This window comes from Bacillus sp. NPDC094064 (genome assembly GCF_050279585.1).
Classification (GTDB): domain Bacteria; phylum Bacillota; class Bacilli; order Bacillales; family Bacillaceae_G; genus Bacillus_A.
Window position 1 is genome coordinate 42,487 of record NZ_JBNNUI010000002.1, and the last position, 22,043, is coordinate 64,529.

General features: G+C 35.8%; 19 protein-coding genes and 1 other annotated feature. Of the genes, 11 read left to right on the forward strand and 8 right to left on the reverse strand.

Annotated elements, in window-relative coordinates; genetic code table 11:
* Positions 1–218: 218 nt before the first annotated feature.
* Together trpS and ACQKNI_RS04775 are read right to left on the reverse strand one after the other, a co-directional pair.
* A complete protein-coding gene (gene trpS, locus ACQKNI_RS04770; protein ID WP_088231442.1) occupies positions 219–1,208 on the reverse strand; it encodes a tryptophan--tRNA ligase in 990 nt (329 codons plus the stop codon).
* Positions 1,209–1,282: 74 nt separating this feature from the next.
* Positions 1,283–1,499 (reverse strand) — a binding site (T-box leader).
* 105 nt (positions 1,500–1,604) lie between these two features.
* Complete coding sequence (locus ACQKNI_RS04775) at positions 1,605–1,985, reverse strand: DUF3899 domain-containing protein (RefSeq protein ID WP_088231441.1); 381 nt, start codon at positions 1,983–1,985, stop codon at positions 1,605–1,607.
* Positions 1,986–2,304: 319 nt separating this feature from the next.
* Here ACQKNI_RS04775 and ACQKNI_RS04780 point away from each other — a divergent pair, with 319 nt between their 5' ends.
* The 5 genes from ACQKNI_RS04780 (at position 2,305) to ACQKNI_RS04800 (ending at position 8,022) form a co-directional block, all read left to right on the forward strand.
* On the forward strand, positions 2,305–3,954 hold the full coding sequence (locus ACQKNI_RS04780) for a peptide ABC transporter substrate-binding protein (RefSeq protein ID WP_088231440.1): 1,650 nt from the start codon (positions 2,305–2,307) through the stop codon (positions 3,952–3,954).
* A 133-nt stretch (positions 3,955–4,087) separates the two neighbouring features.
* Positions 4,088–5,017, forward strand: coding sequence for an oligopeptide ABC transporter permease (gene opp3b / locus ACQKNI_RS04785; protein ID WP_088231439.1), 930 nt, complete (start codon positions 4,088–4,090; stop codon positions 5,015–5,017).
* Positions 5,014–6,030: an oligopeptide ABC transporter permease gene (opp3C, locus tag ACQKNI_RS04790; RefSeq protein ID WP_088231438.1), complete on the forward strand. Its 1,017-nt coding sequence runs from the start codon at positions 5,014–5,016 to the stop codon at positions 6,028–6,030. The genes opp3b and opp3C overlap by 4 nt, the downstream gene beginning before the upstream one ends.
* Before the next feature lie 20 nt (positions 6,031–6,050).
* On the forward strand, positions 6,051–7,094 hold the full coding sequence (locus tag ACQKNI_RS04795; RefSeq protein ID WP_000854340.1) for an ABC transporter ATP-binding protein: 1,044 nt from the start codon (positions 6,051–6,053) through the stop codon (positions 7,092–7,094).
* Positions 7,087–8,022 (forward strand): ABC transporter ATP-binding protein, encoded by a 936-nt coding sequence (locus ACQKNI_RS04800; protein ID WP_088231437.1) that lies wholly within the window; start codon positions 7,087–7,089, stop codon positions 8,020–8,022. The genes ACQKNI_RS04795 and ACQKNI_RS04800 overlap by 8 nt, the downstream gene beginning before the upstream one ends.
* A gap of 108 nt (positions 8,023–8,130) precedes the next feature.
* Here the strand turns inward: ACQKNI_RS04800 and ACQKNI_RS04805 are convergent, their stop codons facing one another.
* Entirely contained in the window at positions 8,131–9,576 is a 1,446-nt protein-coding gene (locus tag ACQKNI_RS04805; protein WP_140417403.1) for an MATE family efflux transporter, read from the reverse strand.
* A gap of 353 nt (positions 9,577–9,929) precedes the next feature.
* Between ACQKNI_RS04805 and ACQKNI_RS04810 the strand changes: the two genes are divergently transcribed.
* A complete protein-coding gene (locus ACQKNI_RS04810) occupies positions 9,930–11,576 on the forward strand; it encodes a peptide ABC transporter substrate-binding protein (RefSeq protein ID WP_088231435.1) in 1,647 nt (548 codons plus the stop codon).
* A 27-nt stretch (positions 11,577–11,603) separates the two neighbouring features.
* On the opposite strand, the gene ACQKNI_RS04815 is transcribed toward ACQKNI_RS04810, so the two are convergent.
* On the reverse strand, positions 11,604–11,807 hold the full coding sequence (locus ACQKNI_RS04815; protein WP_088231434.1) for a hypothetical protein: 204 nt from the start codon (positions 11,805–11,807) through the stop codon (positions 11,604–11,606).
* A 592-nt stretch (positions 11,808–12,399) separates the two neighbouring features.
* On the opposite strand from ACQKNI_RS04815, the gene spx reads away from it, so the two are divergent.
* A complete protein-coding gene (gene spx, locus ACQKNI_RS04820; RefSeq protein ID WP_000258267.1) occupies positions 12,400–12,795 on the forward strand; it encodes a transcriptional regulator Spx in 396 nt (131 codons plus the stop codon).
* A 49-nt stretch (positions 12,796–12,844) separates the two neighbouring features.
* On the opposite strand, the gene ACQKNI_RS04825 is transcribed toward spx, so the two are convergent.
* Positions 12,845–13,519: a TerC family protein gene (locus ACQKNI_RS04825; RefSeq protein WP_088231431.1), complete on the reverse strand. Its 675-nt coding sequence runs from the start codon at positions 13,517–13,519 to the stop codon at positions 12,845–12,847.
* 357 nt (positions 13,520–13,876) lie between these two features.
* Here ACQKNI_RS04825 and mecA point away from each other — a divergent pair, with 357 nt between their 5' ends.
* The 4 genes from mecA to pepF all read left to right on the forward strand — a co-directional run bounded on the left by mecA (position 13,877) and on the right by pepF (position 19,378).
* A complete protein-coding gene (mecA, locus tag ACQKNI_RS04830) occupies positions 13,877–14,560 on the forward strand; it encodes an adaptor protein MecA (protein ID WP_088231430.1) in 684 nt (227 codons plus the stop codon).
* 72 nt (positions 14,561–14,632) lie between these two features.
* Positions 14,633–16,177, forward strand: coding sequence for a cardiolipin synthase (locus ACQKNI_RS04835; RefSeq protein ID WP_088231429.1), 1,545 nt, complete (start codon positions 14,633–14,635; stop codon positions 16,175–16,177).
* A 79-nt stretch (positions 16,178–16,256) separates the two neighbouring features.
* Positions 16,257–17,501, forward strand: coding sequence for a competence protein CoiA (locus tag ACQKNI_RS04840; RefSeq protein WP_427282232.1), 1,245 nt, complete (start codon positions 16,257–16,259; stop codon positions 17,499–17,501).
* Between the two features lie 50 nt (positions 17,502–17,551).
* Positions 17,552–19,378 carry an oligoendopeptidase F gene (gene pepF / locus ACQKNI_RS04845; protein WP_088231427.1) on the forward strand — a complete coding sequence of 609 codons (1,827 nt, stop codon included), beginning with the start codon at positions 17,552–17,554 and terminating at the stop codon, positions 19,376–19,378.
* A 531-nt stretch (positions 19,379–19,909) separates the two neighbouring features.
* Here the strand turns inward: pepF and ACQKNI_RS04850 are convergent.
* The 3 genes from ACQKNI_RS04850 to ACQKNI_RS04860 form a co-directional block, all read right to left on the reverse strand.
* The gene (locus tag ACQKNI_RS04850; RefSeq protein ID WP_088231426.1) at positions 19,910–20,803 is read right to left on the reverse strand and encodes a ClpXP adapter SpxH family protein; all 894 of its coding nucleotides are present in this window, start codon (positions 20,801–20,803) and stop codon (positions 19,910–19,912) included.
* Positions 20,803–21,201 carry a globin gene (locus ACQKNI_RS04855; RefSeq protein ID WP_088231425.1) on the reverse strand — a complete coding sequence of 133 codons (399 nt, stop codon included), beginning with the start codon at positions 21,199–21,201 and terminating at the stop codon, positions 20,803–20,805. The genes ACQKNI_RS04850 and ACQKNI_RS04855 overlap by 1 nt, the downstream gene beginning before the upstream one ends.
* Before the next feature lie 184 nt (positions 21,202–21,385).
* Positions 21,386–21,964 carry a CYTH domain-containing protein gene (locus ACQKNI_RS04860; protein WP_098252437.1) on the reverse strand — a complete coding sequence of 193 codons (579 nt, stop codon included), beginning with the start codon at positions 21,962–21,964 and terminating at the stop codon, positions 21,386–21,388.
* Positions 21,965–22,043 lie beyond the last annotated feature (79 nt).

A 22,043-nucleotide genomic window follows, 5' to 3' on the forward strand; every position in this document is an offset into this window, starting at 1 on the left:
CGCGTCTAAGAACCTTCCGCATAAGAAGACAAAGAGCGTCTTCTATGCGAAAGAACCTTAGCCGTCAGGGCTAAACAGTCGCCTCCGCTTTTTATGAAATCCAGCTCCGGCTCCTAGCCCTTCGCGTCTAAGAACCTTCCGCATAAGAAGACAAAGAGCGTCTTCTATGCGAAAGAACCTTAGCCGTCAGGGCTAAACAGTCGCCTCCGCTTTTTATGTTACCTACGCTTTCTACTTAATCCCATTGCGTTTTCTACTTTGCGTAGTTGTTTGAATGCAACGCGGTTTGCTTTTTCGGCACCTTTGTCTAGAATTTCGTCTAGTTCTGGTGAGTTGATTAGTTCGTTATATTTGTCTTGGATTGGGCGAATTGCTTCTACGACTACTTGTGCTAGGTCGCCTTTGAAGTCACCGTATCCTTTTCCTTCGTACATTGCTTCTATTTCTTCAACTGTTTTTCCTGAGAATGAAGAGTAGATTGTTAATAAGTTAGAGATACCAGGTTTGTTTTCTTTATCAAATTTCACGATACCTTCAGAATCAGTTACGGCACTTTTAATTTTCTTTTCAATTGTTTTTGGCTCATCAAGCATACTGATCATCGATTTTGGGTTTGGATCAGATTTACTCATTTTTCTCGTAGGTTCTGTTAATGACATAACGCGAGCTCCTACTTTTGGAATGCGAATTTCTGGCATTGTAAAGATTTCACGGTAACGTTTGTTGAAACGGTCTGCTAGGTCACGTGTCAATTCGATATGTTGCTTTTGGTCGTCACCAACTGGTACGATTTCAGTGTTGTAAAGTAAAATATCAGCAGCCATTAATGGTGGATACGTAAGTAATCCAGCTGGAACTGAATCTCTACCTGATGCTTTATCTTTATATTGTGTCATGCGCTCTAATTCCCCAACGTAAGCAACAGATTGCATAATCCATCCTAATTGAGCGTGTGCTGGTACTTCTGATTGTACAAATAAAGTAGCTTTTTCAGGATCGATGCCGCATGCAACATATAAAGCTGCAAGACTGCGGATATTTTTACGAAGTTGTACGGAATCTTGAGGTACTGTAATAGCATGTTGGTTTACAATACAGAAATAACAGTCGTGTTCGTTTTGGAGTTCTGTAAATTGCTTCATAGCTCCTAAATAGTTTCCAAGTGTAATCGTTCCACTCGGCTGAATACCAGAAAAGATAACTGACATAAGTAATTCCTCCTAAAATTGAATGCGTGATAGGGAAGAGAAGGCAAACAAAAAAGCCCATTCATCCCAAAAATGATAGGGACGAATGGACCGCGGTACCACCCTAATTATTTCACTACTGTGAAATCTCTTTAATCCATAATAACGTTTGGATATAACGCCAAAGCCTACTACTTTCGGTTCGGTTTGGTGCTCAAAAGCCCATTCCACATTGTACAATTACTTGTTCACACCAACCACAAGCTCTCTGAAATTGCCTCAATATGTACTCTTCTTTGTCATCGCATACATATAAATTTATTTATTGTTACTTGAGCTCTTTTAATATGAAAGAACTAAAGTTTTATAACAAAATGTTTTGCTGATAATTATATCATATGGGCTAGTGTTTGCAAACTACATCAAAATAGTAAAGCTAATGAGAGTCGAGAACACCCCAAGTACGATGCCTGTAATACATATAGGATATGTCCATTTGAATGAATATGTTTTATAAATACGTTCTTTCTTATTAACAGGTTCCTCTGCTTCTTCAATTAAAGAGTCTATTTTTTTGTTCGTACCAAATACTTTTTGGAAAGCATACATGGTTACATTAAAAAATCCATTTTGAAATATGTATAAAAAACCACCAACCAGAATAAAAAATAGTGCGATATAAAACGAGATATTGACAAAATTCAACAAAAATTGAGATGAAATGAGGAATGCGCCAATACTAGAAGCAATGATCGCTATAAAAATTAGTATACAAGTATGGAAAAAAACTTTATTCAAAATATTCCCCTCCGTCAAAATATTACTAGAATTATTATACTATAAAAGCTATAATAAGTACTAGAAATAATTTTTTGAAAATTATACGCAATTAAAGGTCTGATTTCAAGATGATGGTAGCAATGTTAACGTATCCCTTTACAGAAAAATAAAAAAATAAACATTTTATTAAAAATTTTAACAAAAAAACAAAAAACTATATTCACAATCGTCGTATTATATGTATAATGAAAATTGTAGAAACTTGGAGATTATTCTTTCAATTCTACTTTTTAACAAGTGGGGGTACAGGAAGTGCAATTAGGGGAGGCAACACAACATGAAGAAAAAGATACCGTTATTACTTGCATCAACTTTAACTGCAAGTATGTTGCTTAGCGCGTGTAGCTACGAAAAAGATGACGCAAAAGCAAAAGGGAAAGAGAATGCTACTAGTAGTAGTAATGGAAAACAGATTCTTAATTTAACAGAGTTATCTGAAATTCCGTCAATGGATGCATCATTAGCATCTGATTCTTCATCTTCTACAGCATTAAATAACACGATGGAAGGTTTATATCGTATCGGCAAAGATCAAAAGAGAATGCCGGGAATTGCTGAAGATGTCGAAAAACTAGATGATGGGAAGAAATACATATTTAAATTAAGAAAAGATGCGAAATGGTCGAATGGGGAACCTGTAACAGCGAAAGACTTTGTGTATTCATGGAAAAGAGCAGTAAATCCAGATACAAAAGCGACGTATTCGTACATTATGTTTGATATTAAAAATGCAGAGAAGATTCATAAAAAAGAATTACCTGCTGATCAATTAGGTGTAAAAGCGATTGATGATTATACATTAGAAGTGGAATTAGACAACCCTGTTCCTTACTTTATCGATTTAACAGTTTATCCAGTATTTTACCCACTGAATGAAAACTTTGTAAAAGCACAAGGTGATAAATTCGGTTTAGAGGCAAATACAACACTATATAACGGGCCATTCGTAATGAGTGATTGGAAACATGAACAAAGTTTCCAATTCAAGAAGAACCCTTCATATTGGGACAATAAAACGGTTAAAATCGAAGAGATTAATTTTAATATTGTAAAAAATACAGCAACTGATGTGAATTTATATGAGACAAACGCGATTGATCGTGCGGCTTTAACGTCGGAATTTGTTGATAAATTTAGACAAAGCCCAGAGTTCGAAACAAGAAAAGAAGCAGGTGTTGCTTACTTAAGATTTAATCAAAGTAATCAATACTTAAGTAATAAAAACTTAAGAAAAGCAATTTCAATGTCATTTGACCGTGATAACATTGCAAAAGTTATTTTAAATAACGGTGCAATTGGAGCTTACGGATTTGTTGGAAAAGATTTCGCTGAAGGCCCGAATAAAAAAGACTTCCGAGATGAAAATGGAAAGTTAGTTGAAACAAATCCAAAAGAAGCGAAAAAGCTTTGGGAAACAGCGAAGAAAGAGCTTGGCACTGATAAAATCGAACTAGAATTCTTAAACTTCGATAATGAAGATGCTAAAAAAATTGGCGAATTCTTAAAAGGTGAGATGGAAAAGAACTTACCTGGTTTAACGATTAAAATGAAACAACAGCCATTCGCACAAAAAAATAAATTAGAAGATTCTCAGCAATATGATATTGCGTATGGTATTTGGGGACCAGATTTCCCAGATCCAATCTCATATTTAGATATGTTTGTTACGAATGGTTCTCAAAATAAAACAGGATATTCTAATCCGAAATATGATGAGTTAATTCTAAAAGCTAAAACAGATACAAAAGATTTACAAGCTCGCTGGAACGACCTTTTAGAAGTAGAGAAAATGCTAGTTAAAGAGGATGCGGTTATCGCTCCGATCTTCCAAAAAGGCTCAGCGTATGTAGTAAAAGGTGCTGTAAAAGATATTATCCCAATCAACTATGGGGGTAAATTAACTTACAAATGGGCATCTGTTGAATAAAAATAATCTTTTTTTCCATCGTTTACAGGGGTATGTGCCTATGATGGGCATATGCTCTTATTTTAAAAAAATAAAAGTAAGAATATTTTAAACTATCTTATTGCTTTTGAGAAAAACGGGGAGGTGCTTGACTATGGGACGTTATGTATTAAAACGTTTCGTGTACATGGCTTTGACATTATTTTTAATTACTACACTGACTTTCTTTTTGATGAAATTACTTCCGGGTTCTCCGCTTAAAAACCAGGAGAAGCTATCGCCGGCACAAAAAGAAATCATTCTTGAAAAATACGGATTGAATGATCCAGTACCAGTTCAATATGCACGTTACTTAGGTAACTTAGCACAAGGTGATTTAGGGGTATCATTCCAATATGATAACCGTCCAGTAACAGATATGATTGTGGATCGTATTGGACCATCAGCACAACTTGGTTTACAAGCGATTATTTTAGGAACATTTGTCGGATTAATTTTAGGGATTGTTGCCGCACTTCGTAATAATACGTGGGTGGATTATAGTGCAACAGTTATTTCGGTACTCGGGATGTCAGTACCATCATTCGTATTCGCCGCATTACTGCAATATTTCGTAGGGGTAAAACTTGGCTGGTTCCCAGTAGCATTCTGGAAAGGACCAGAGTTTACTGTAATGCCTACAATTGCACTATCAATGGGAGTTATCGCAACAATCGCACGTTTCTCTCGTGCAGAATTAATTGAAGTTATGCAGTCTGACTATATTTTAACAGCGAAAGCAAAAGGGATTAGCCAAGGCGTTATCATTGTAAAACACGCACTTCGTAACGCGTTAATTCCAGTTGTAACAATTTTAGGACCAATGGTTGCTGCATTAATTACAGGGACACTTGTTATCGAGCAAATTTATGCTGTACCAGGACTTGGGGAACAATTCGTTAAATCGATTACTTTAAATGACTATACAGTTATTATGGGAACTACGATTTTCTATAGTGCAATCTTCATATTAGTTATTTTCATTGTCGATATTTTATACGGAATTATTGATCCTCGTATTCGTTTAGCGGGAGGGAAAAAATGATGAAAGATGTACAAAAATTATCTCCAGATCTATTTCAGCAAGCAAATCAAAATAATGTTGATAATGAAGTCATTGCCCGTCCAAGCTTAACGTTTTGGCAAGATGTAAGAAGACGCTTGTTCCAACATAAAGGTGCGATGCTTGGTCTTGTATTATTAGTTATCATCACACTATTAGCGATTTTTGGACCTATGGTAAGTAAACACTCGTATAAAGAGCAAGATTTAGGTCGTGCGAAATTACCACCGAAAATTCCAGTTATTGAAAATGTTCATTGGTTACCATTTGACGGTACAGATCAATATGGTGTTGACCAATATGCAAAACGTGATATTAAAGAGTACTTCTGGTTTGGTACAGATGATCTTGGCCGTGACTTATGGACAAGAACATGGGAAGGTACACGCGTATCATTATATATCGCTCTTTTAGCAGCAGCAATTGACTTAGTAATTGGGGTTGCATACGGAGGAGTTTCAGCATTCTACGGCGGTAGAGTAGATAATATTATGCAACGTATTATGGAGATTATTAACGGTATTCCATACTTAATCATCGTTATTTTAATGGTAATCATTATGGGATCTGGTATTTGGTCGATCACACTCGCGATGGCGATTACAGGTTGGATAGGGATGTCGCGGATTGTTCGTGGACAAATCTTAAAGTTAAAAAACCAAGAGTATGTATTAGCATCTCGTACATTAGGTGCAACAAACACACAATTAATTGTAAAACACTTAATTCCAAACGTAATGGGACCTATTATCGTAATGACAATGTTTACAATTCCGTCAGCGGTGTTTGGTGAAGCGTTCTTAAGTTTCATCGGTTTAGGAATCCAGCCACCATTTGCATCACTTGGTTCTCTTGTAAATGATGGTTATAAATCTATTCAAACGTATCCACACATGATGTTCATCCCTGCGGTTGTCATCAGTATGTTAATTTTAGCATTCAACTTAATGGCAGATGGATTACGCGATGCGTTAGATCCAAAAATGCGTAAGTAAACGAGGAGGGAGAAGTAAAAATGAAAACATTGTTAGAGGTAAAAGATTTACAAGTCTCCTTTGATACACATGCAGGTGAAGTACAAGCAGTGCGCGGAGTTACTTTTGATTTGAAAAAAGGGGAAACATTAGCGATTGTAGGAGAGTCTGGTTCTGGGAAATCAGTTACTTCTAAAGCGCTAATGGGATTAATCCCGAATCCTCCAGGACGTATTAAAAATGGAGAGATTGTATTTGATGGCCGTGATTTAACGAAATTAACGGAAAAAGAAATGCAGCAAGTACGCGGTAAAGATATCGCGATGATTTTCCAAGATCCTATGACATCATTAAATCCAACGATGACAATTGGGAATCAAATTATGGAAGGTCTTATTAAACACCAAGGGATGAGTAGAGCAGACGCGCGTAAAGTAGCGTTAGAATTAATCGACCTTGTAGGTATTCCAAATCCAGAAGCACGTTTAAAACAATATCCTCACCAATTCTCAGGTGGTATGAGACAGCGTGTAGTTATTGCGATGGCGTTAGCTTGTAACCCAAAATTATTAATTGCCGATGAGCCGACAACAGCGCTAGACGTTACAATTCAGGCGCAAATTTTAGAGCTTATGAAAGACATTCAGCAAAAGACAGAAGCAGCAATCATTTTCATTACGCATGACTTAGGTGTAGTAGCAAATGTTGCGGACCGAGTAGCGGTTATGTATGCTGGTAAAGTTGTTGAAATTGGAACGGTTGATGAGATTTTCTACAATCCGAAACATCCATACACTTGGGGCTTAATCGCATCTATGCCAAGCTTAGATGGATCAGAGGAAGAATTATACGCAATCCCTGGAACGCCTCCAGACTTATTAAAACCGCCAAAGGGAGATGCTTTTGCACCACGTAACCCACAGGCGCTGAAAATTGATTTTGAAATGGAACCACCTTTATTTAAAGTAAGTGATACACACTATGCGGCAACTTGGTTACTTCACGAGCAAGCTCCAGAAGTAAAACCGCCGGCAGTCGTTGAAAAACGCATTCTTCAAATGAAAGCAGGTGAACAACATGACTAAACAACGTGAGAAATTAATTGAAGTGAAAAATGTACAACAACACTTTGATGTGAGTGGTGGTGTTGTCAAAGCGGTTAATGATATTTCATTTGACATTTATCGCGGTGAAACATTTGGACTTGTAGGAGAATCTGGTTGTGGTAAATCAACAACTGGAAGAACGATTATTCGTTTATATGATGCAACTGCTGGTGAAGTGTTGTTCGATGGTGAAAATGTACATGGTAAAAAATCACGTGCAGAACTGAAGAAATTCAATCGTAAAATGCAAATGATTTTCCAAGATCCATATGCATCATTAAACCCTCGTATGACAGTAGGGGACATTATTGCAGAAGGTATTGATATTCACGGACTAGCAAAAAGCAAAAAAGAGCGTATGGATCGTGTTCATGAACTGTTAAACACAGTTGGCTTAAATAAAGAACACGCAAACCGTTTCCCGCACGAATTCTCAGGTGGACAACGTCAACGTATCGGTATTGCGCGAGCACTTGCTGTAGAACCTGAATTTATCATTGCCGATGAGCCAATCTCAGCACTTGACGTATCGATTCAGGCGCAAGTTGTAAACTTACTGAAACAGTTACAAAAAGAAAAAGGTTTAACATACTTATTCATTGCCCATGATTTATCAATGGTAAAATACATTAGTGACCGCATCGGCGTAATGTATCGTGGTCAAATCGTTGAGCTAACAACAAGTGATGAGTTATATGCGAATCCAATTCATCCATATACAAAATCACTATTATCAGCAATTCCGCTTCCAGACCCAGATTATGAGCGCAATCGTAAACGTATCGTATACGATCCATCGCAGCATAATTATGGTAGTGAAGCACCAACAATGCGCGAAATTAGCCCAGGACATTTCGTATTATGTTCTGAAGCAGAGTATAAGAAATACAAAGAAATCTATCAATAAGAAAAAGAGCCACTCTTCTGTTATGGAAGGATGGCTCTTTTTCTATTATTTAAAGAATCTCCAATATAAATTTCATTTGCAAATGAATGTATCTTGATCAAACGAGTGTTACTGCGCCTGAACAGAAACACTACCGTCTTGCTCTTCCGGTTTCACAAGCGCATAACGTTCCCACGTTCTACTTCTCCAGCGGAAGAACATAATAATGGCACGCGTCCATTCATCGATAGCAATCGCTAGCCAAATGCCAACTAGACCCATGTCTAAATGGAAGACGAAGAAATATCCGAGTGGTAAACTCATTAATACCATAGAGAATACACCGATTAAAACAGGATATTTTGCATCACCAGCTGCACGAAGTGAGTTAATGATGACGATATTCATTGTGCGTCCTGTTTCCAGTAATACACTTAGTAAAAGAACTGACGCACCTAATGAAATAATGTGCGGATTATCTGTAAACAGTCCCATTAATTGTGTGCGGAATGTAATAACGAGAATGACCATACATAAAGTTACGCCAATTGCCCATCTTACACTTTTCCATACACGTTCATATGCTTCATCTTTTTCGCCACCACCAACAAGGCGGCCGATAATAATGGCTGTTCCCATGCCAATCGCAATTGCGAATAAGTAAGTGAACATCGAGATGTTAGTAGCGTATTGTCTAGCTGCTAATGATTCCGTTCCTAAGTATGTTGCATAATATAGGAAGACAATTTGGCAAGCTTGATACATAACTTGTTCGAATGCAGATGGAATGCCGATTTTCAAAATTTTTCCGATGTATTCTTTTGATAAGGTGAAGTAATATTGTAATTTCACACGGTATTCCATAACGCGGTATAGTAACCAGAAGAAAACAATAAGTGCGATAAATCGGCTGACAGCAGAAGAAATGGCGGCCCCTTGAACACCAAGCTCTGGGAAACCGAATTTCCCGAAAATGAGTACGTAGTTTCCGGCGATATGAATAATATTCATCCCAAGTGAAACAAACATTGCTTGCTTTGTAAAACCGTGTACGCGGATAATTGCAGCTAATGAGTTAATAATAGCTTGAAGGAAGATAGCTCCCCCGACGATAGATAAATAGTTTTGCGCATACGTTAATACATCGCCTTGTAAATTCATTGCCATCATCATATGTTTTGAAAATAAAAGAAAACCAGCACTTATAATGAGACCGACCACTAAATTTAATGTAACGGCTAATGCTGATATTTTAGATGCTTCCATAAAACGTTTGGAACCGAGGTATTGAGATACAACGATAGCTGCGCCGTTCCCGATAACTTCTAGTACCAAAATAGCGATATGAAGATATTGATTCGCTGCACCAACCCCAGATACAGCATCGTCTGATAATGCACTTAACATGAAAGTATCAGCGATCCCCATCAACATAAAAAGAAAAACTTCTAGAAAAATAGGCCATGTTAATAAGAATAAACTCAATTTCTCTGCCGGCCTGTTTTTTGAGTGAGTTGCTGTCATGTCCGTCCCCTCTTTACCGATATCTATTTTTAGCAAAGTGTATCGTAACATACTTTCTTATCCTTTGCACTCAATTTAACCTACATATTTTTAATATGAAAGGAGCGCTATTTTATGTTAAAAAGAGAAGGATAATTATACGGAAAATATAATGAGATATAAATTTCATTTTTCTCTGATAATTAAGAAAAATATAAAAATAATAATTTTCGGCACTTTAGTATGGATAAACGGTAATATGAAACGTTTACAAAGAGTTATTTCTTTAACAGAAAATTTTAATAAAATAGAAATATAAATATACAAAAAATATATTTGTGTGTATAATATGAATTATTAGAACATATATATATTTCTTTCTGTTTGAAAATGAAAGGGCTAACATTTTTTGGAGGGGTGGAAGTATGAAAAAAAAGATACCAGTTTTTGTAGCATCAACAGTAGCAATGAGCATGATTTTAGGGGCATGTAGTTATGACAAGGAAGAGCCGCAAGCGAACGCAAAAGGGGATAGCGGGAAGAGCGGTACAAAGCAGGTTATCAACTTAATTGAAACACAAGAAATTCCAACGATGGATCCAGCTTTATCAGCTGATGCGGTTTCTTCGAAAGTAATGAACAATACAATGGAAGGTTTATATCGTCTTGGAAAAGATGATAAGCTAGTTCCAGGTGTAGCGAAAGAATTCCAAAAATCAGAAGATGGTAAAAAGTATACATTTAAATTACGTGAAGATGCAAAATGGTCAAATGGTGACCCTGTAACAGCGAAAGATTTCGTATATGCATGGCAAAGAGCGATTAATCCAGATACAGCTGCAAAATCAGCGTACATTATGTATGATATAAAAAATGCAGAAAAAATTAATAAAAGAGAGATGAGTCCAGATCAATTAGGCGTAAAAGCAATTGATGATCATACATTAGAAGTAGAATTGGATAATTCTATTCCATATCTTGTTGATCTAATGGTCTATCCAATCTTCTATCCTATGAATGAAAAGTTTGTGAAAGAGCAAGGTACGAAGTTTGGTTTAGAAGCAAACACAACACTTTATAATGGTCCATTTACATTAAGTGATTGGCAGCATGAACGTAGCTTCAAGATGACAAAGAGCCCATCATATTGGGACAATAAAGAAGTGAAGCTTGACGAAGTAAACTTTAATATTGTAAAAGATACGTCTACGCCAATTAATTTATATGAAACAAACGCAGTCGATCGAGCGACGTTATTAGCAGAGTTCATCGATAAATATAAAGGGAAACCAGATTTTAAAACGGTAGAAGATACTTCTGTATTCTTCCTTCGCTTAAATCAAAAAGACCCAGCTTTAGCAAATAAAAATATTCGTAAAGCAATTTCTCTTGGTTTTGACCGTAAACCATTCGTTGATACGTTATTAAATAATGGTTCTAAGCCAGCGACGGGATTAATTCCAGATAACTTTATTAAAGGGCCAGATAACAAAGATTTCCGTGCTGAAAATGGAGATATTGTAACACCAAATGTAAAAGAAGCGAAAAAGTATTGGGAAGCTGGTAAAAAAGAGCTTGGTAAAAATGAAATTGAATTAGAGTTATTAAATGAAGACGTTGAATTATCGAAGAAAACTGGTGAATATTTAAAAGGTGAGTTAGAAAAGAATTTACCAGGCTTAACGGTGAAAATTAAACAACAGCCATTCGCGCAAAAACTAAAATTAGAAGATGCGGGTGACTATGTAATGTCATTCTCTGGATGGAGTGCAGACTTCCCAGATCCAGTTACATATCTTGATATGTTCGTAACTGACGGAGCGCAGAATAAAATGGGTTATTCTAATCCGAAGTACGATGAGATTATTATGAAAGCGAAGAAAGATGGAAGCGACGTAAATGCTCGCTGGAAGAACTTATTAGAAGCGGAAAAAATGTTACTTGATGACGCTGCGATTGTTCCAGTATATCAACGTGGTAGAGCATACTTACAAAGAGAAACAATTAAAGATATGTACAATCATAAATATGGTGGCGAAGTAAGCTTCAAATGGGCATCAGTAGAGAAATAAAAAAAGCAGGTGATTACCTGCTTTTTTTTAATACGTACGTTTTTTATAAATACCTTTTCCACCAACTTGGTTCCAGCCGGATTGTACATCCAAACTTTTGTTAACAAACTTCATTTTTTCTTTTCCGCCAAAGAGTTTTTCTCCGATGCCATTTGTAATGACGCCAATCAATGCTGTGATTCCGATGATGAGGGCAGCGACAATGGCAAAATCAATAAAAAAAGCAATCATTTGTAAATTCCCCCTTTGCCTGTCTGTATTTTTATTGTATGAGATAAAAGAAAAAAAAGAAAGAAATGTCAGAAAAATATTCGGAGTGTTTTAGAAATCATATAGACAGGGGGAGGAATATTTGTTAAAATGAGAACAAATGTTCCTTTTGTTTTTACCTGTATGGTCTTACATTTCTTAATTGAATTATCAGGAAAAAGTAAGAAAACGTTCTCTTTTTCATAGGAAAGATTATGGGGGAATAACTATATATCATGTGAGAAATCTATGAAAAGCGAGTGCTAAAAGGGTTGAATGTCGTTGTTAAAGGACAGTTTAAGTGAGCGTCATCATGTTACATAGCAGTGAAATACACGGAAGAGTTTTCTCAACTAACAGGAAATTTACTGTATATTTCTTGCAAAATCTATTGTATAATGATTATAGAAGTTACTTATTAAAAGTAATTGTTGTGTATTAAAAGTTGTTGCTTACATGAAATGCGATTTTTGCACTTTTCAATAAGACAAGTTATCGCGAAAAATTGCTGAAATTAGAAATTTAAACTGTAATTAGTACAGAATTTGTACTCTTTAAGGAGAGTGAGCTTTGTATGGTAACATTATATAGTTCTCCAAGCTGTACGTCTTGTAGAAAGGCGAAATTATGGCTAGAGGAAAATCATATTCCTTATACAGAACGTAATATTTTCTCAGATCCATTAACGATTGAGGAAATTAAAGAGATTTTACGTATGACAGAAAGCGGAACGGATGAGATTATTTCTACTCGTTCGAAAGTTTTCCAAGAATTAAATGTAAACTTAGAGTCTTTACCACTTCAAGATTTATATAAGATGATTCGTGACTATCCGGGGATTTTACGTCGTCCAATTATGATTGACGAAAAACGCCTTCAAGTAGGTTACAACGAAGACGAAATCCGCCGTTTCTTACCACGTACAGTAAGAACGTTCCAATTACGTGAAGCGCAGCGTCTTGTAAATTAATTATAATAATATGAAAACCTTCTACCTATTATATAGTAGAAGGTTTTTTTTAATGTTTCACATTCCGTAATCGAACTTGTTGAACGATAATACCGATGCATAGAACAGTGAAAATGAATAAGTAAGGAATGCTTGTGGTGAAACTTGGGTTTTTATGAAAAAAAGTTGCAAGTCTATCTTCGTGTGTAACCATTTTTCCTGCTGTATAGGAAAGAATTGCTGCGCCGCAATAGATGAGGAATGGAAAGCGTTCCATAAGTATTAAAATAAGTTTGCTGCCCCAAATAATAATCGGTATAGAAATGAGCAAGCCGATTATGACGAGTAAAAATCTCCCGTGAGCTGCACCTGCAATGGCGATAACATTATCAAACCCCATAACGAGATCCGCGAATACAATTGTACGCACAGCTTGGAATAAAGTTGTTTTTCCTTGAATAGAAGAAAGGTCGTTATTATTATCAGTTAATAAATTGACAGCAATTAATGTAAGTAAAATCCCACCAATAAGCTGTAGAAATGGGATATCGAGTAAGTAGACAGCTAGTATGGTAAGGAGAATTCGTAGTACAATTGCTAAAATAGTACCGATCAAAATGGCTTTATTTCGTTTCGGTTCAGGTAAATTTCGGCTAGCTAATGCGATGACAATTGCGTTATCACCACCTAATACAACATCGATACCGACAATCATTAGTACAGATGTTAAAAACTCTAAGTCCATTCGTCTGCCTCCATTTATGATGTTTTAATAAGCGAACCTTATGTATGTGATGAAGAAAGTTTCCTGTATCTTGGGGACTAAAAAATCTTCGGTAATAGAAGTTTCACCTTATTACAGTGTACGGGGGAATGTGGAAATGTATGTCCAAATTTTTTGTGAGTAAGAAATCGCTATAATGATATATTCGTGTAGACAATCAAATGAAGATAGGCATATAACTATTTTTGTAAAATAAATCGATTTTATTTCCATTCTGGAGAATCTTATCATAAAATGAGAGTACAAGAATCTATTGATTTGTCATATGAGTGGGGAATCCCTTCATAACAATTCTAAGCAGGAAGGGAGAGTTGTATTTTGGAAATTGAAAGAATTAATGATCATACGATGAAATTTTTTATTACGTACGTTGATATAGAGGACAGAGGGTTTAACCGTGAAGAAATTTGGTATGACCGCGAACGAAGTGAAGAGCTCTTTTGGGAGATGATGGACGAAGCTCGTGATCATGACGATTTCTTTATTGATGGACCGCTATGGATTCAAGTGCAAGCAGTCGATAAAGGGATTGAAGTACTTGTAACGAAAGCAGAACTGTCAAAGGATGGGCAAAAGCTGGAGCTACCAATAGGTGTAGACAAAATTATAGACATTCCTCTTGATGAAGGAATCGAATCATTATTCCAGCAAGAATTAGTGGAAGAGGTAGAGGAACAAATAGGAACAACCTTTAATGAAGATGGTACGTTTGGCTTTTTAATTAAGTTTAATGATTTTGAAGATGTTATTTCATTAAGCCACCGTCTTATTTTTGAGGATATAAAAGATGAGCTGTATTCATTTGAGGACCGCTATTATGTATATGTGGAATTCGATGAAGTGCTACATGATGAAGAGGAAATTGATCGTATTTTAAGTGTTATTTTAGAATATGGAGAAGAATCTACTTTAACAATTCATCGTGTAGGTGAGTATGGGAAACAAATTGTGAAAGAGCATGCGCTTGAAACAATTCGCAATAATTTTCCTGCTAAAACGTAGGCCGATTTCTGTAGTATGAAATCGGCTTTTTATATGAAGAATAGGAAAGCTTTCTTAGTTAGGAGGTAAGAGATGAAAAATACGTTAAAGCTAATTTTCTTTATTCTACTATTGTTCGCATTATTTGTTTCGTTACGTATGTTTATTGATGTAGCATTTTATTCGGATGTGATTGGGATACAAGATGTTTCGATTTTAGGTATTATTAGTATTTTATTTACGGTATCTGCATTTTTAATTGGCTGCGTTATTTTTTTAGAAAATCGCCATCCATCTAAAACACTTACATGGCTAATTGTACTAGGTATTTTTCCGGTATTTGGCTTCTTTGCTTATTTATTATTCGGACAGAACTTTCGGAGAAAAAGAATGTTCCAAAAGAAGGCGTTACTCGATGAACAGGCGTTTTTACAATATAAGGGACATGAAGATTATGAAGAGCGGATTTTGCGTGATCATAAGCATCAGGAGTTGTTATTTCGTTTAGCAGATCGATTAGGTGCTTTAAATATTTCATTCCAAACTGAAACGAGAACATTAACAAATGGAGATGAAACGTTTCAGGCTATTTTGGACGGATTGAAACGAGCAAAACATCATATTCATATGGAATATTACATTGTACGTGATGATAAGCTAGGGACAGAAATTAAAGATATTTTAATACAAAAATCAAAAGAAGGCGTTGTCGTTCGTTTTTTATATGACGCAGTTGGAAGTTTTAAATTATCAAATTCGTATATCGAAGAATTAAACGATGCAGGTGTAGAAATGATTCCGTTCTTTCCTGTGCGTTTTCCGATTTTAAACGATAAAATTAATTATCGAAACCACAGAAAAATCGTTATTATTGATGGAAATGAAGGGTTTGTAGGTGGACTAAATATTGGTGATGAATATTTAGGAAAGGATAAATATTTCGGCTTTTGGCGAGATACGCATTTATATTTACGTGGTGAAGCTGTTCAAAGTTTGCAACTTATTTTCCTTCAAGATTGGTTTTATATGACTGGTGAGGCCGTACTAGCACCTGAATATTTACAAGCAAAAGCAGTAGAAGGGGGAAATTGGGGAGGAGTACAACTCGTTGCAGGTGGACCAGATAATAAATGGGAAACGATTAAACATTTGTATTTTGCAATGATTGCTTCTGCTCGGAAATCCATTTGGATTGCAACGCCGTATTTCATTCCAGATGATGATATTTTATCAGCACTAAAGGTAGCGGCACTTGCTGGTATCGATGTTCGTTTACTCATGCCGAGTAAACCTGATAAGCGCACTGTCTTTTACGCATCAAGATCGTACTTCCCAGAGCTTTTAGATGCAGGAGCAAAGATATATGAATATGAAAAAGGTTTTCTTCATAGTAAAGTTGTCATCGTCGATTCTGATTTGGCTTCGATTGGGACAGCAAATATGGATATGAGAAGTTTTCATTTGAATTTTGAAGTAAATGCCTTTTTATATGATACAGACAGCATTCGAAAACTCGTTCAAGACTTTAAAGAAGATCTAGAAGAATCAAGTGAAATTCATGTCGATCGTTTTCATAAAAGACGTCTCCATAGACGAATTGTGGAATCGGCGTATCGGCTATTATCACCGTTGTTATAGAAAGAGATGTCCGAAATTAGGACATCTCTTTTTTAAAGGAATTTGTAACAAATTGTAGAATATAAGGAGCAGAAAGGGTGTGATTCTCATGTTTATCGCTAGAAGAGAAAACGGAGAGAAAATTCATCTGCTTTATAATCGTGATGAAGAGCTTTTACAACGTATGCGCAAAAAGGAACGCTTCTTTTGCGTAGCTTGCGGAAAGGAAGTGCGCATGAAATTAGGGACACAAAAAAGTTGGCATTTTGCTCATAAGAAAGCGAATGTATGTCTTGCTTTTTATGAAGCAGAATCTATATATCATATGCACGGTAAAGAAGTGCTATATAGATGGTTGAAACGTCAAAAGTTTCATGTGAATATAGAACATTACCTTCCGGAAATTCAGCAAAGACCAGACATTTTCGTGGAGAGAGCAGGTAGAAAAGTTGCGATTGAATATCAATGCGCGAATCTTTCCATAGAGCAGCTTTCGAAACGAACATACTCGTATTGGCAAGCTGGTATACAGGTCATCTGGATTATTGGTGGAAATCAATTAAAAAAGCAATCTGCATATTGGATGAAATTCTCCTCGTTTTTGGCTTTCTCCTTACAATCTTATCCTCAGCCACTTCTTATTTTTTTCTGTCCGAAACAAAAATCATTTATGAAATGCGTATTTATCACGCCGTTTTCTACAAATGTCTCTTTCTCACATACTATTTATTTATCAAGTGATACGACTACTGTTGAAATGCTCTTTTCTGCTGTTCCTTTCCAAAAAGAAAAAATAGAGCAAGAATGGAAGAAAAGGAAGAACTATTTCCGGCAAAACGCTCTGCCAATTTGGAATTATAATTATAAGTCACTATTACGCCATTTATATCAATTAAAATGCCCTCCAGCGAGCTTTCCTTCTGAAATTGGTGTTCCGCTTCCCTCCTCATTTGCGTTTCAAACAAATCCATTTATATGGCAAGCTTACATATATATGAAGTGTATCGGTGAGCTTGCGGTAGGGGACTGTATTTCCCTTCAATACGTATGTAATAATGTGAAAAAGTATACGAAGAGACGTCTACTACCATATTTTTCGCAGCACATATGGAAAGTAGCAGTTACGGAATATATGACCTTTTTATGTTATGTAGGTGTGTTGCATAAAGTAGGGAATTATACGTACCAAAAAATAAGGGATGTAGTTATGTTACAAACAGAGGAAGAAGTTTGGAAACATGATGAAATTTGCTTAACGTATGCACTATCTCTATTTGAGACAAAGTTCAACATGGGAAAAGGAAAAGGGGATATAATAAAGAGTGATCGTGAAGGAATTACATAAGAAAAAACGAATTGTACTTAAGTAGAGATATTTAAAGGAGGGCTTAAAGAATGTCTGAACAAAACAAAGCAAAAACATTGCCAGATCGTAATGAGATTGAAGAAGCAAATACGTGGCGATTAGAAGATATTTTCCAAACAGATGCAGAATGGGAAAAGGAATTTCAAGCTATTAAAGAGCTATTGCCAAAGTTAACTGAATTTAAAGGGAAGCTTGGAGACTCTGCAGACAATTTGCTTGAGGCATTGCAATATGAAGATGAAATTTCAATGCGATTAGGTAAGCTATATACATATGCACATATGCGTTACGATCAAGATACAACAAACTCTGTGTATCAAGCGTTAAATGATCGCGCAACAAATTTATATTCACAAGTATCTAGTAGCACAGCTTATATCGTACCTGAAATTTTATCTATTTCAGAAGCTACGCTACAAACTTTCTTACAAGAAAATAGAGATTTAAGTATATATGAACATGCATTAGAAGAAATTACACGTCAACGTCCGCACGTATTATCTGAAGCGGAAGAAGCTTTATTAGCAGAAGCGTCTGAAGTTATGAACGCATCAAGTAATACATTCGGTATGTTGAATAATGCGGATTTAAAATTCCCATCTATTAAAGGTGAAGATGGAGAAGAAATAGAAATTACACATGGCCGTTACATTCAGTTTTTAGAAAGTGATGATCGCCGTGTTCGCGAAGATGCATTTAAAGCTGTTTATGAGACGTATGGGAAGTTTAAGAACACATTCTCAAGTACGTTAAGCGGAGCAGTGAAACGTAATAATTTCAATGCACGTGTTCGTAAATATGATTCTGCTCGCCAAGCTGCATTAAGCAATAATAATATTCCAGAAGCAGTATACGATCAACTCGTTGAAACAGTAAATGACAATTTACATTTATTACATCGTTACATTGATATTCGTAAGCGAGCACTAGGACTTGATGAGATTCATATGTACGATTTATACACACCGCTCGTACCAGAAGTGAAAATGAACGTGAAATATGAAGAGGCACAAGACCTGTTAGTAAAATCTTTAAACGTACTTGGTGATGAGTATGTTGAAATTTTGAAAGAAGCATATGAAAATCGTTGGGTAGATGTGTATGAGAATAAAGGAAAACGAAGCGGAGCATATTCATCTGGCGCATACGGGACAAATCCGTATATTTTAATGAACTGGCATGATAATGTGAATAATTTATTTACACTTGCTCATGAGTTTGGTCATTCGGTGCATAGTTACTATACAAGAAAGACACAGCCGCACGTATATGGGGATTATTCAATCTTCGTTGCAGAGGTAGCATCAACTTGTAATGAAGCGCTTCTAAATGATTATTTATTAAAAACGACAGAAGATAAGAAAGAGCGTCTATATTTATTAAATCATTACTTAGAAGGATTCCGTGGTACTGTATTCCGTCAAACGATGTTCGCAGAGTTTGAGCATATTATTCATAAGAAAGTACAAGAAGGACATGCTGTTACGCCAGACATGTTAACGGAAATCTACTACGATTTAAATAAGAAATATTTCGGTGACGCTTTAGTAATCGACGAAGAAATTGGCTTAGAGTGGTCTCGCATTCCGCACTTCTACTACAACTATTACGTATATCAATACGCAACAGGATTTAGTGCGGCAACAGCTTTATCGAAACAAATTTTAGAAGAAGGTCAGCCAGCGGTAGAACGTTACATTAACGAATTCTTAAAGGCAGGAAGCTCTGATTATCCGATTGAAGTGTTGAAAAGAGCAGGGGTAGATATGGCATCTCCAGAACCGGTAAAAGAAGCATTACAAGTATTCGAAGAAAAATTAAATGAATTAGAAGCATTACTATTTGAAGAAAAGTAATAGAAAAGACGAGGGAGTTATCCTCGTCTTTTCTTGTTAAAAGTAATTTGTCGATATTTGTCGAAAAAAAGTGGTAAGTTCCCTTGCTTTTTCTAAATTAGAAGACATTTTTACAGTTGATTTTTGAAGTTAAAACCTTTTAAATCGTTTTCTATGATTGAAAGAGGAAAGAGCAATGACGATGACTCCAAATAAAAGAGGGAAGGCAATAATTTTAGGGAAAGCTTGTAATAGAGAGAGAATATACAAGAAAAAAGAAACGAGAACACATAAAAAAATGAGTAAAATATAGGATTTTTTAATGAGAAACACCTCCTAAAGAGCTTTTATATAGCTTATTCAAAAATGAAAACGTTTAGAATGTGACAAAAGTGTGAAATTCGACAAAAGGGGTTGTCATCTGACGTCGAATCTTGTAATATAATAAGCGTGAACGAATTCACATACAAACATATACCCCTTTGTTTGAACGTGAAAATTTCTCCCATCCCCTTTAATATTTTTATAAGCCGTAAAGAAAAGACCTGGTGTTTACACCAGGTCTTTTTCTTTTGCTATCCATTTCCAATACCGTTCACATTTTACCTCAATCATTTGTACTTTTCGTTTCAGTTGCAATTTTTTTAGTTCGCGCTCGATTTCTTGTTGCGGGCAGTCATATATAAATGCTACTTCTTTTGAAGAGATAAATTGTGTTGCTTCTAATAATACTTCTAAAGGTGGTAACGGTTCTGGTTCAATTTCACATTTTATGAGCTCTTTCAATAATTGTACGTATACGTCATAGGAATAAGTTCCAGCAATTTTAATACCTTCTTCATCTGAATTCGCATGAAAAAAGACGAGGGAAGGTATTTCTGTAATATGCATCTCATTCGTGAATTTCAAGTCGCATTGGAAAGCTTTTTTTGCGCTAGCAGAATGTAGGTCTTTTTTAAATTCTTCTACGTCAATGTCGCTATCTTTCGCACATGCAAGTAATAATTCGCAGTCAGGGTTTGATACATTTTTAAGGAAAATGTATTCTTGGAGCTTTCGCAAAAACTTCGAACCTGCTTTTCGGCCCTGTAATTCCGCGGCCTTAATGGCCATCGAAACTAAATATGGTGTTGATGATGCTTCTTGCATATGTACCTTTCCGTCACATGAAAAACCTTGTAAACTTGTTGTCTTTTCCCACACAAATCGAATATTAGCAGGTTTATTCCATTTGTGTGAGGAAGCGTTCGTTCCATCCACTTTCCCTGTTACGATATGACGAATAGAGAAGTATTTCCCGTATTCAAGCCATAGTTTAATAATAAAGGGCTCAATTTCCCAGCAATCTTTACAAAGTGGATCAATAAATAAATATGCTTCTACAGACTTATGCTCACATGCGGAAGGAGATGGCATATTTATATGCTTTGCTTCCTGCTTATCCATTACACTTCACCTGTTTCGTCTGGAGTATTAACCATATGCTGAGCAGTTAATGCTAAACGTTCAAAAACAAACTCTCTTATATGACCGTGCACTCCTGTATCATCCATTGCTCTCTCCATACATGATAGCCAAGCCTCTGCTCGTTTTGGAGTAATCTCAAACGGAAGATGGCGTGCTCGTAACATAGGATGACCATGTTCTTCAGTGTACAAATTAGGACCACCTAAATATTGTGTTAAAAATTGTTTTTGCTTCCTAGCGGTTTCTGTTAAATCATCTGGGAAGATGGGAGATAAGTCAGGGTGTTTACTGACATAGGAATAAAATGTGTCTACTAATATTGCAATGCATTGTTCACCGCCAATTGCTTCAAATGGTGTCATCGGTTGCTTGCTCATCCTTTATAAACTCCTTTTTCCATGAAATGTATATCTATTGTAGCAATGGAATGTTCGAGAGGGCAAATAAACAGCCTCTCAAACATTCGTTGCGTATTCTCCATGTTGCAAATGGATCATTTTCTTTTCTTTTTTAGTGAGATGGATTCACTAGTAGAACGTATTCACTAGTGGAATTTTCACTTTAGCGTGCTTTGTTTTGTTTGGCAAGGAAAAAGCGTTTTACTTTGTTATTTGTATGACGGATTGGTATGTTATGTTGTGTTAATAAACGAATAAATGCAGCTTTTCCTGTTTCTTCATCTTGTACTTCAAATTCAATTTCATAATCATCGTGATTGTAATAGAAACTATGGTCAAAGACAAGCGTTCCGCCTTCAAATAACGTTTCTGCCCTTTCTGTTGTTAAACTACCCATATAAGTTAAAGCGGAAACAGGAATTTGTAATTTGTGTAGTTGATCTACTACAGGCCCTTCAATGATTGTATTTGTTTCCATCATCATTCTTGCTTCGTCTTCTGTTACGACTTGATGCGTTTCTAACAAGCCAACTTCTGCAGGTTGTTTCAAAGTTAATGTATAAGTTTCCCCTTTATGACGAATACGAAGTGCAGAGCCAGCTTCTTTTAATGAAAAGCTCGGTGTTTCAAAGTAGTGATTCACTTGTTTTGTAAAGGCATTAATAGAAAATGATTGACATAATGTACTGAATTCGTCTTCTGTAACTATATTTTTAAATTCAATTTCAATTTCTTGTGTCATTGTATGAGCTCCTTTTGAAAAATAATTCTTAACACATTATCGCTTTTTCGCAAATTTGGTTCAATGTTTTATTTGTTTG

Coding starts and splice junctions, on each gene's coding strand:
- ACQKNI_RS04825 (WP_088231431.1), bottom strand. CDS start 13,519: ATGGACTTAGAGTTTTTAACATCTGTACTAATGATTGTCGGTATCGAT.
- ACQKNI_RS04815 (WP_088231434.1), bottom strand. CDS start 11,807: ATGATTGCTTTTTTTATTGATTTTGCCATTGTCGCTGCCCTCATCATC.
- ACQKNI_RS04780 (WP_088231440.1), top strand. CDS start 2,305: ATGAAGAAAAAGATACCGTTATTACTTGCATCAACTTTAACTGCAAGT.
- ACQKNI_RS04860 (WP_098252437.1), bottom strand. CDS start 21,964: ATGACACAAGAAATTGAAATTGAATTTAAAAATATAGTTACAGAAGAC.
- opp3C (WP_088231438.1), top strand. CDS start 5,014: ATGATGAAAGATGTACAAAAATTATCTCCAGATCTATTTCAGCAAGCA.
- ACQKNI_RS04795 (WP_000854340.1), top strand. CDS start 6,051: ATGAAAACATTGTTAGAGGTAAAAGATTTACAAGTCTCCTTTGATACA.
- ACQKNI_RS04850 (WP_088231426.1), bottom strand. CDS start 20,803: ATGGATAAGCAGGAAGCAAAGCATATAAATATGCCATCTCCTTCCGCA.
- ACQKNI_RS04835 (WP_088231429.1), top strand. CDS start 14,633: ATGAAAAATACGTTAAAGCTAATTTTCTTTATTCTACTATTGTTCGCA.
- ACQKNI_RS04855 (WP_088231425.1), bottom strand. CDS start 21,201: ATGAGCAAGCAACCGATGACACCATTTGAAGCAATTGGCGGTGAACAA.
- trpS (WP_088231442.1), bottom strand. CDS start 1,208: ATGTCAGTTATCTTTTCTGGTATTCAGCCGAGTGGAACGATTACACTT.
- spx (WP_000258267.1), top strand. CDS start 12,400: ATGGTAACATTATATAGTTCTCCAAGCTGTACGTCTTGTAGAAAGGCG.
- ACQKNI_RS04805 (WP_140417403.1), bottom strand. CDS start 9,576: ATGTTACGATACACTTTGCTAAAAATAGATATCGGTAAAGAGGGGACG.
- opp3b (WP_088231439.1), top strand. CDS start 4,088: ATGGGACGTTATGTATTAAAACGTTTCGTGTACATGGCTTTGACATTA.
- ACQKNI_RS04800 (WP_088231437.1), top strand. CDS start 7,087: ATGACTAAACAACGTGAGAAATTAATTGAAGTGAAAAATGTACAACAA.
- ACQKNI_RS04810 (WP_088231435.1), top strand. CDS start 9,930: ATGAAAAAAAAGATACCAGTTTTTGTAGCATCAACAGTAGCAATGAGC.
- pepF (WP_088231427.1), top strand. CDS start 17,552: ATGTCTGAACAAAACAAAGCAAAAACATTGCCAGATCGTAATGAGATT.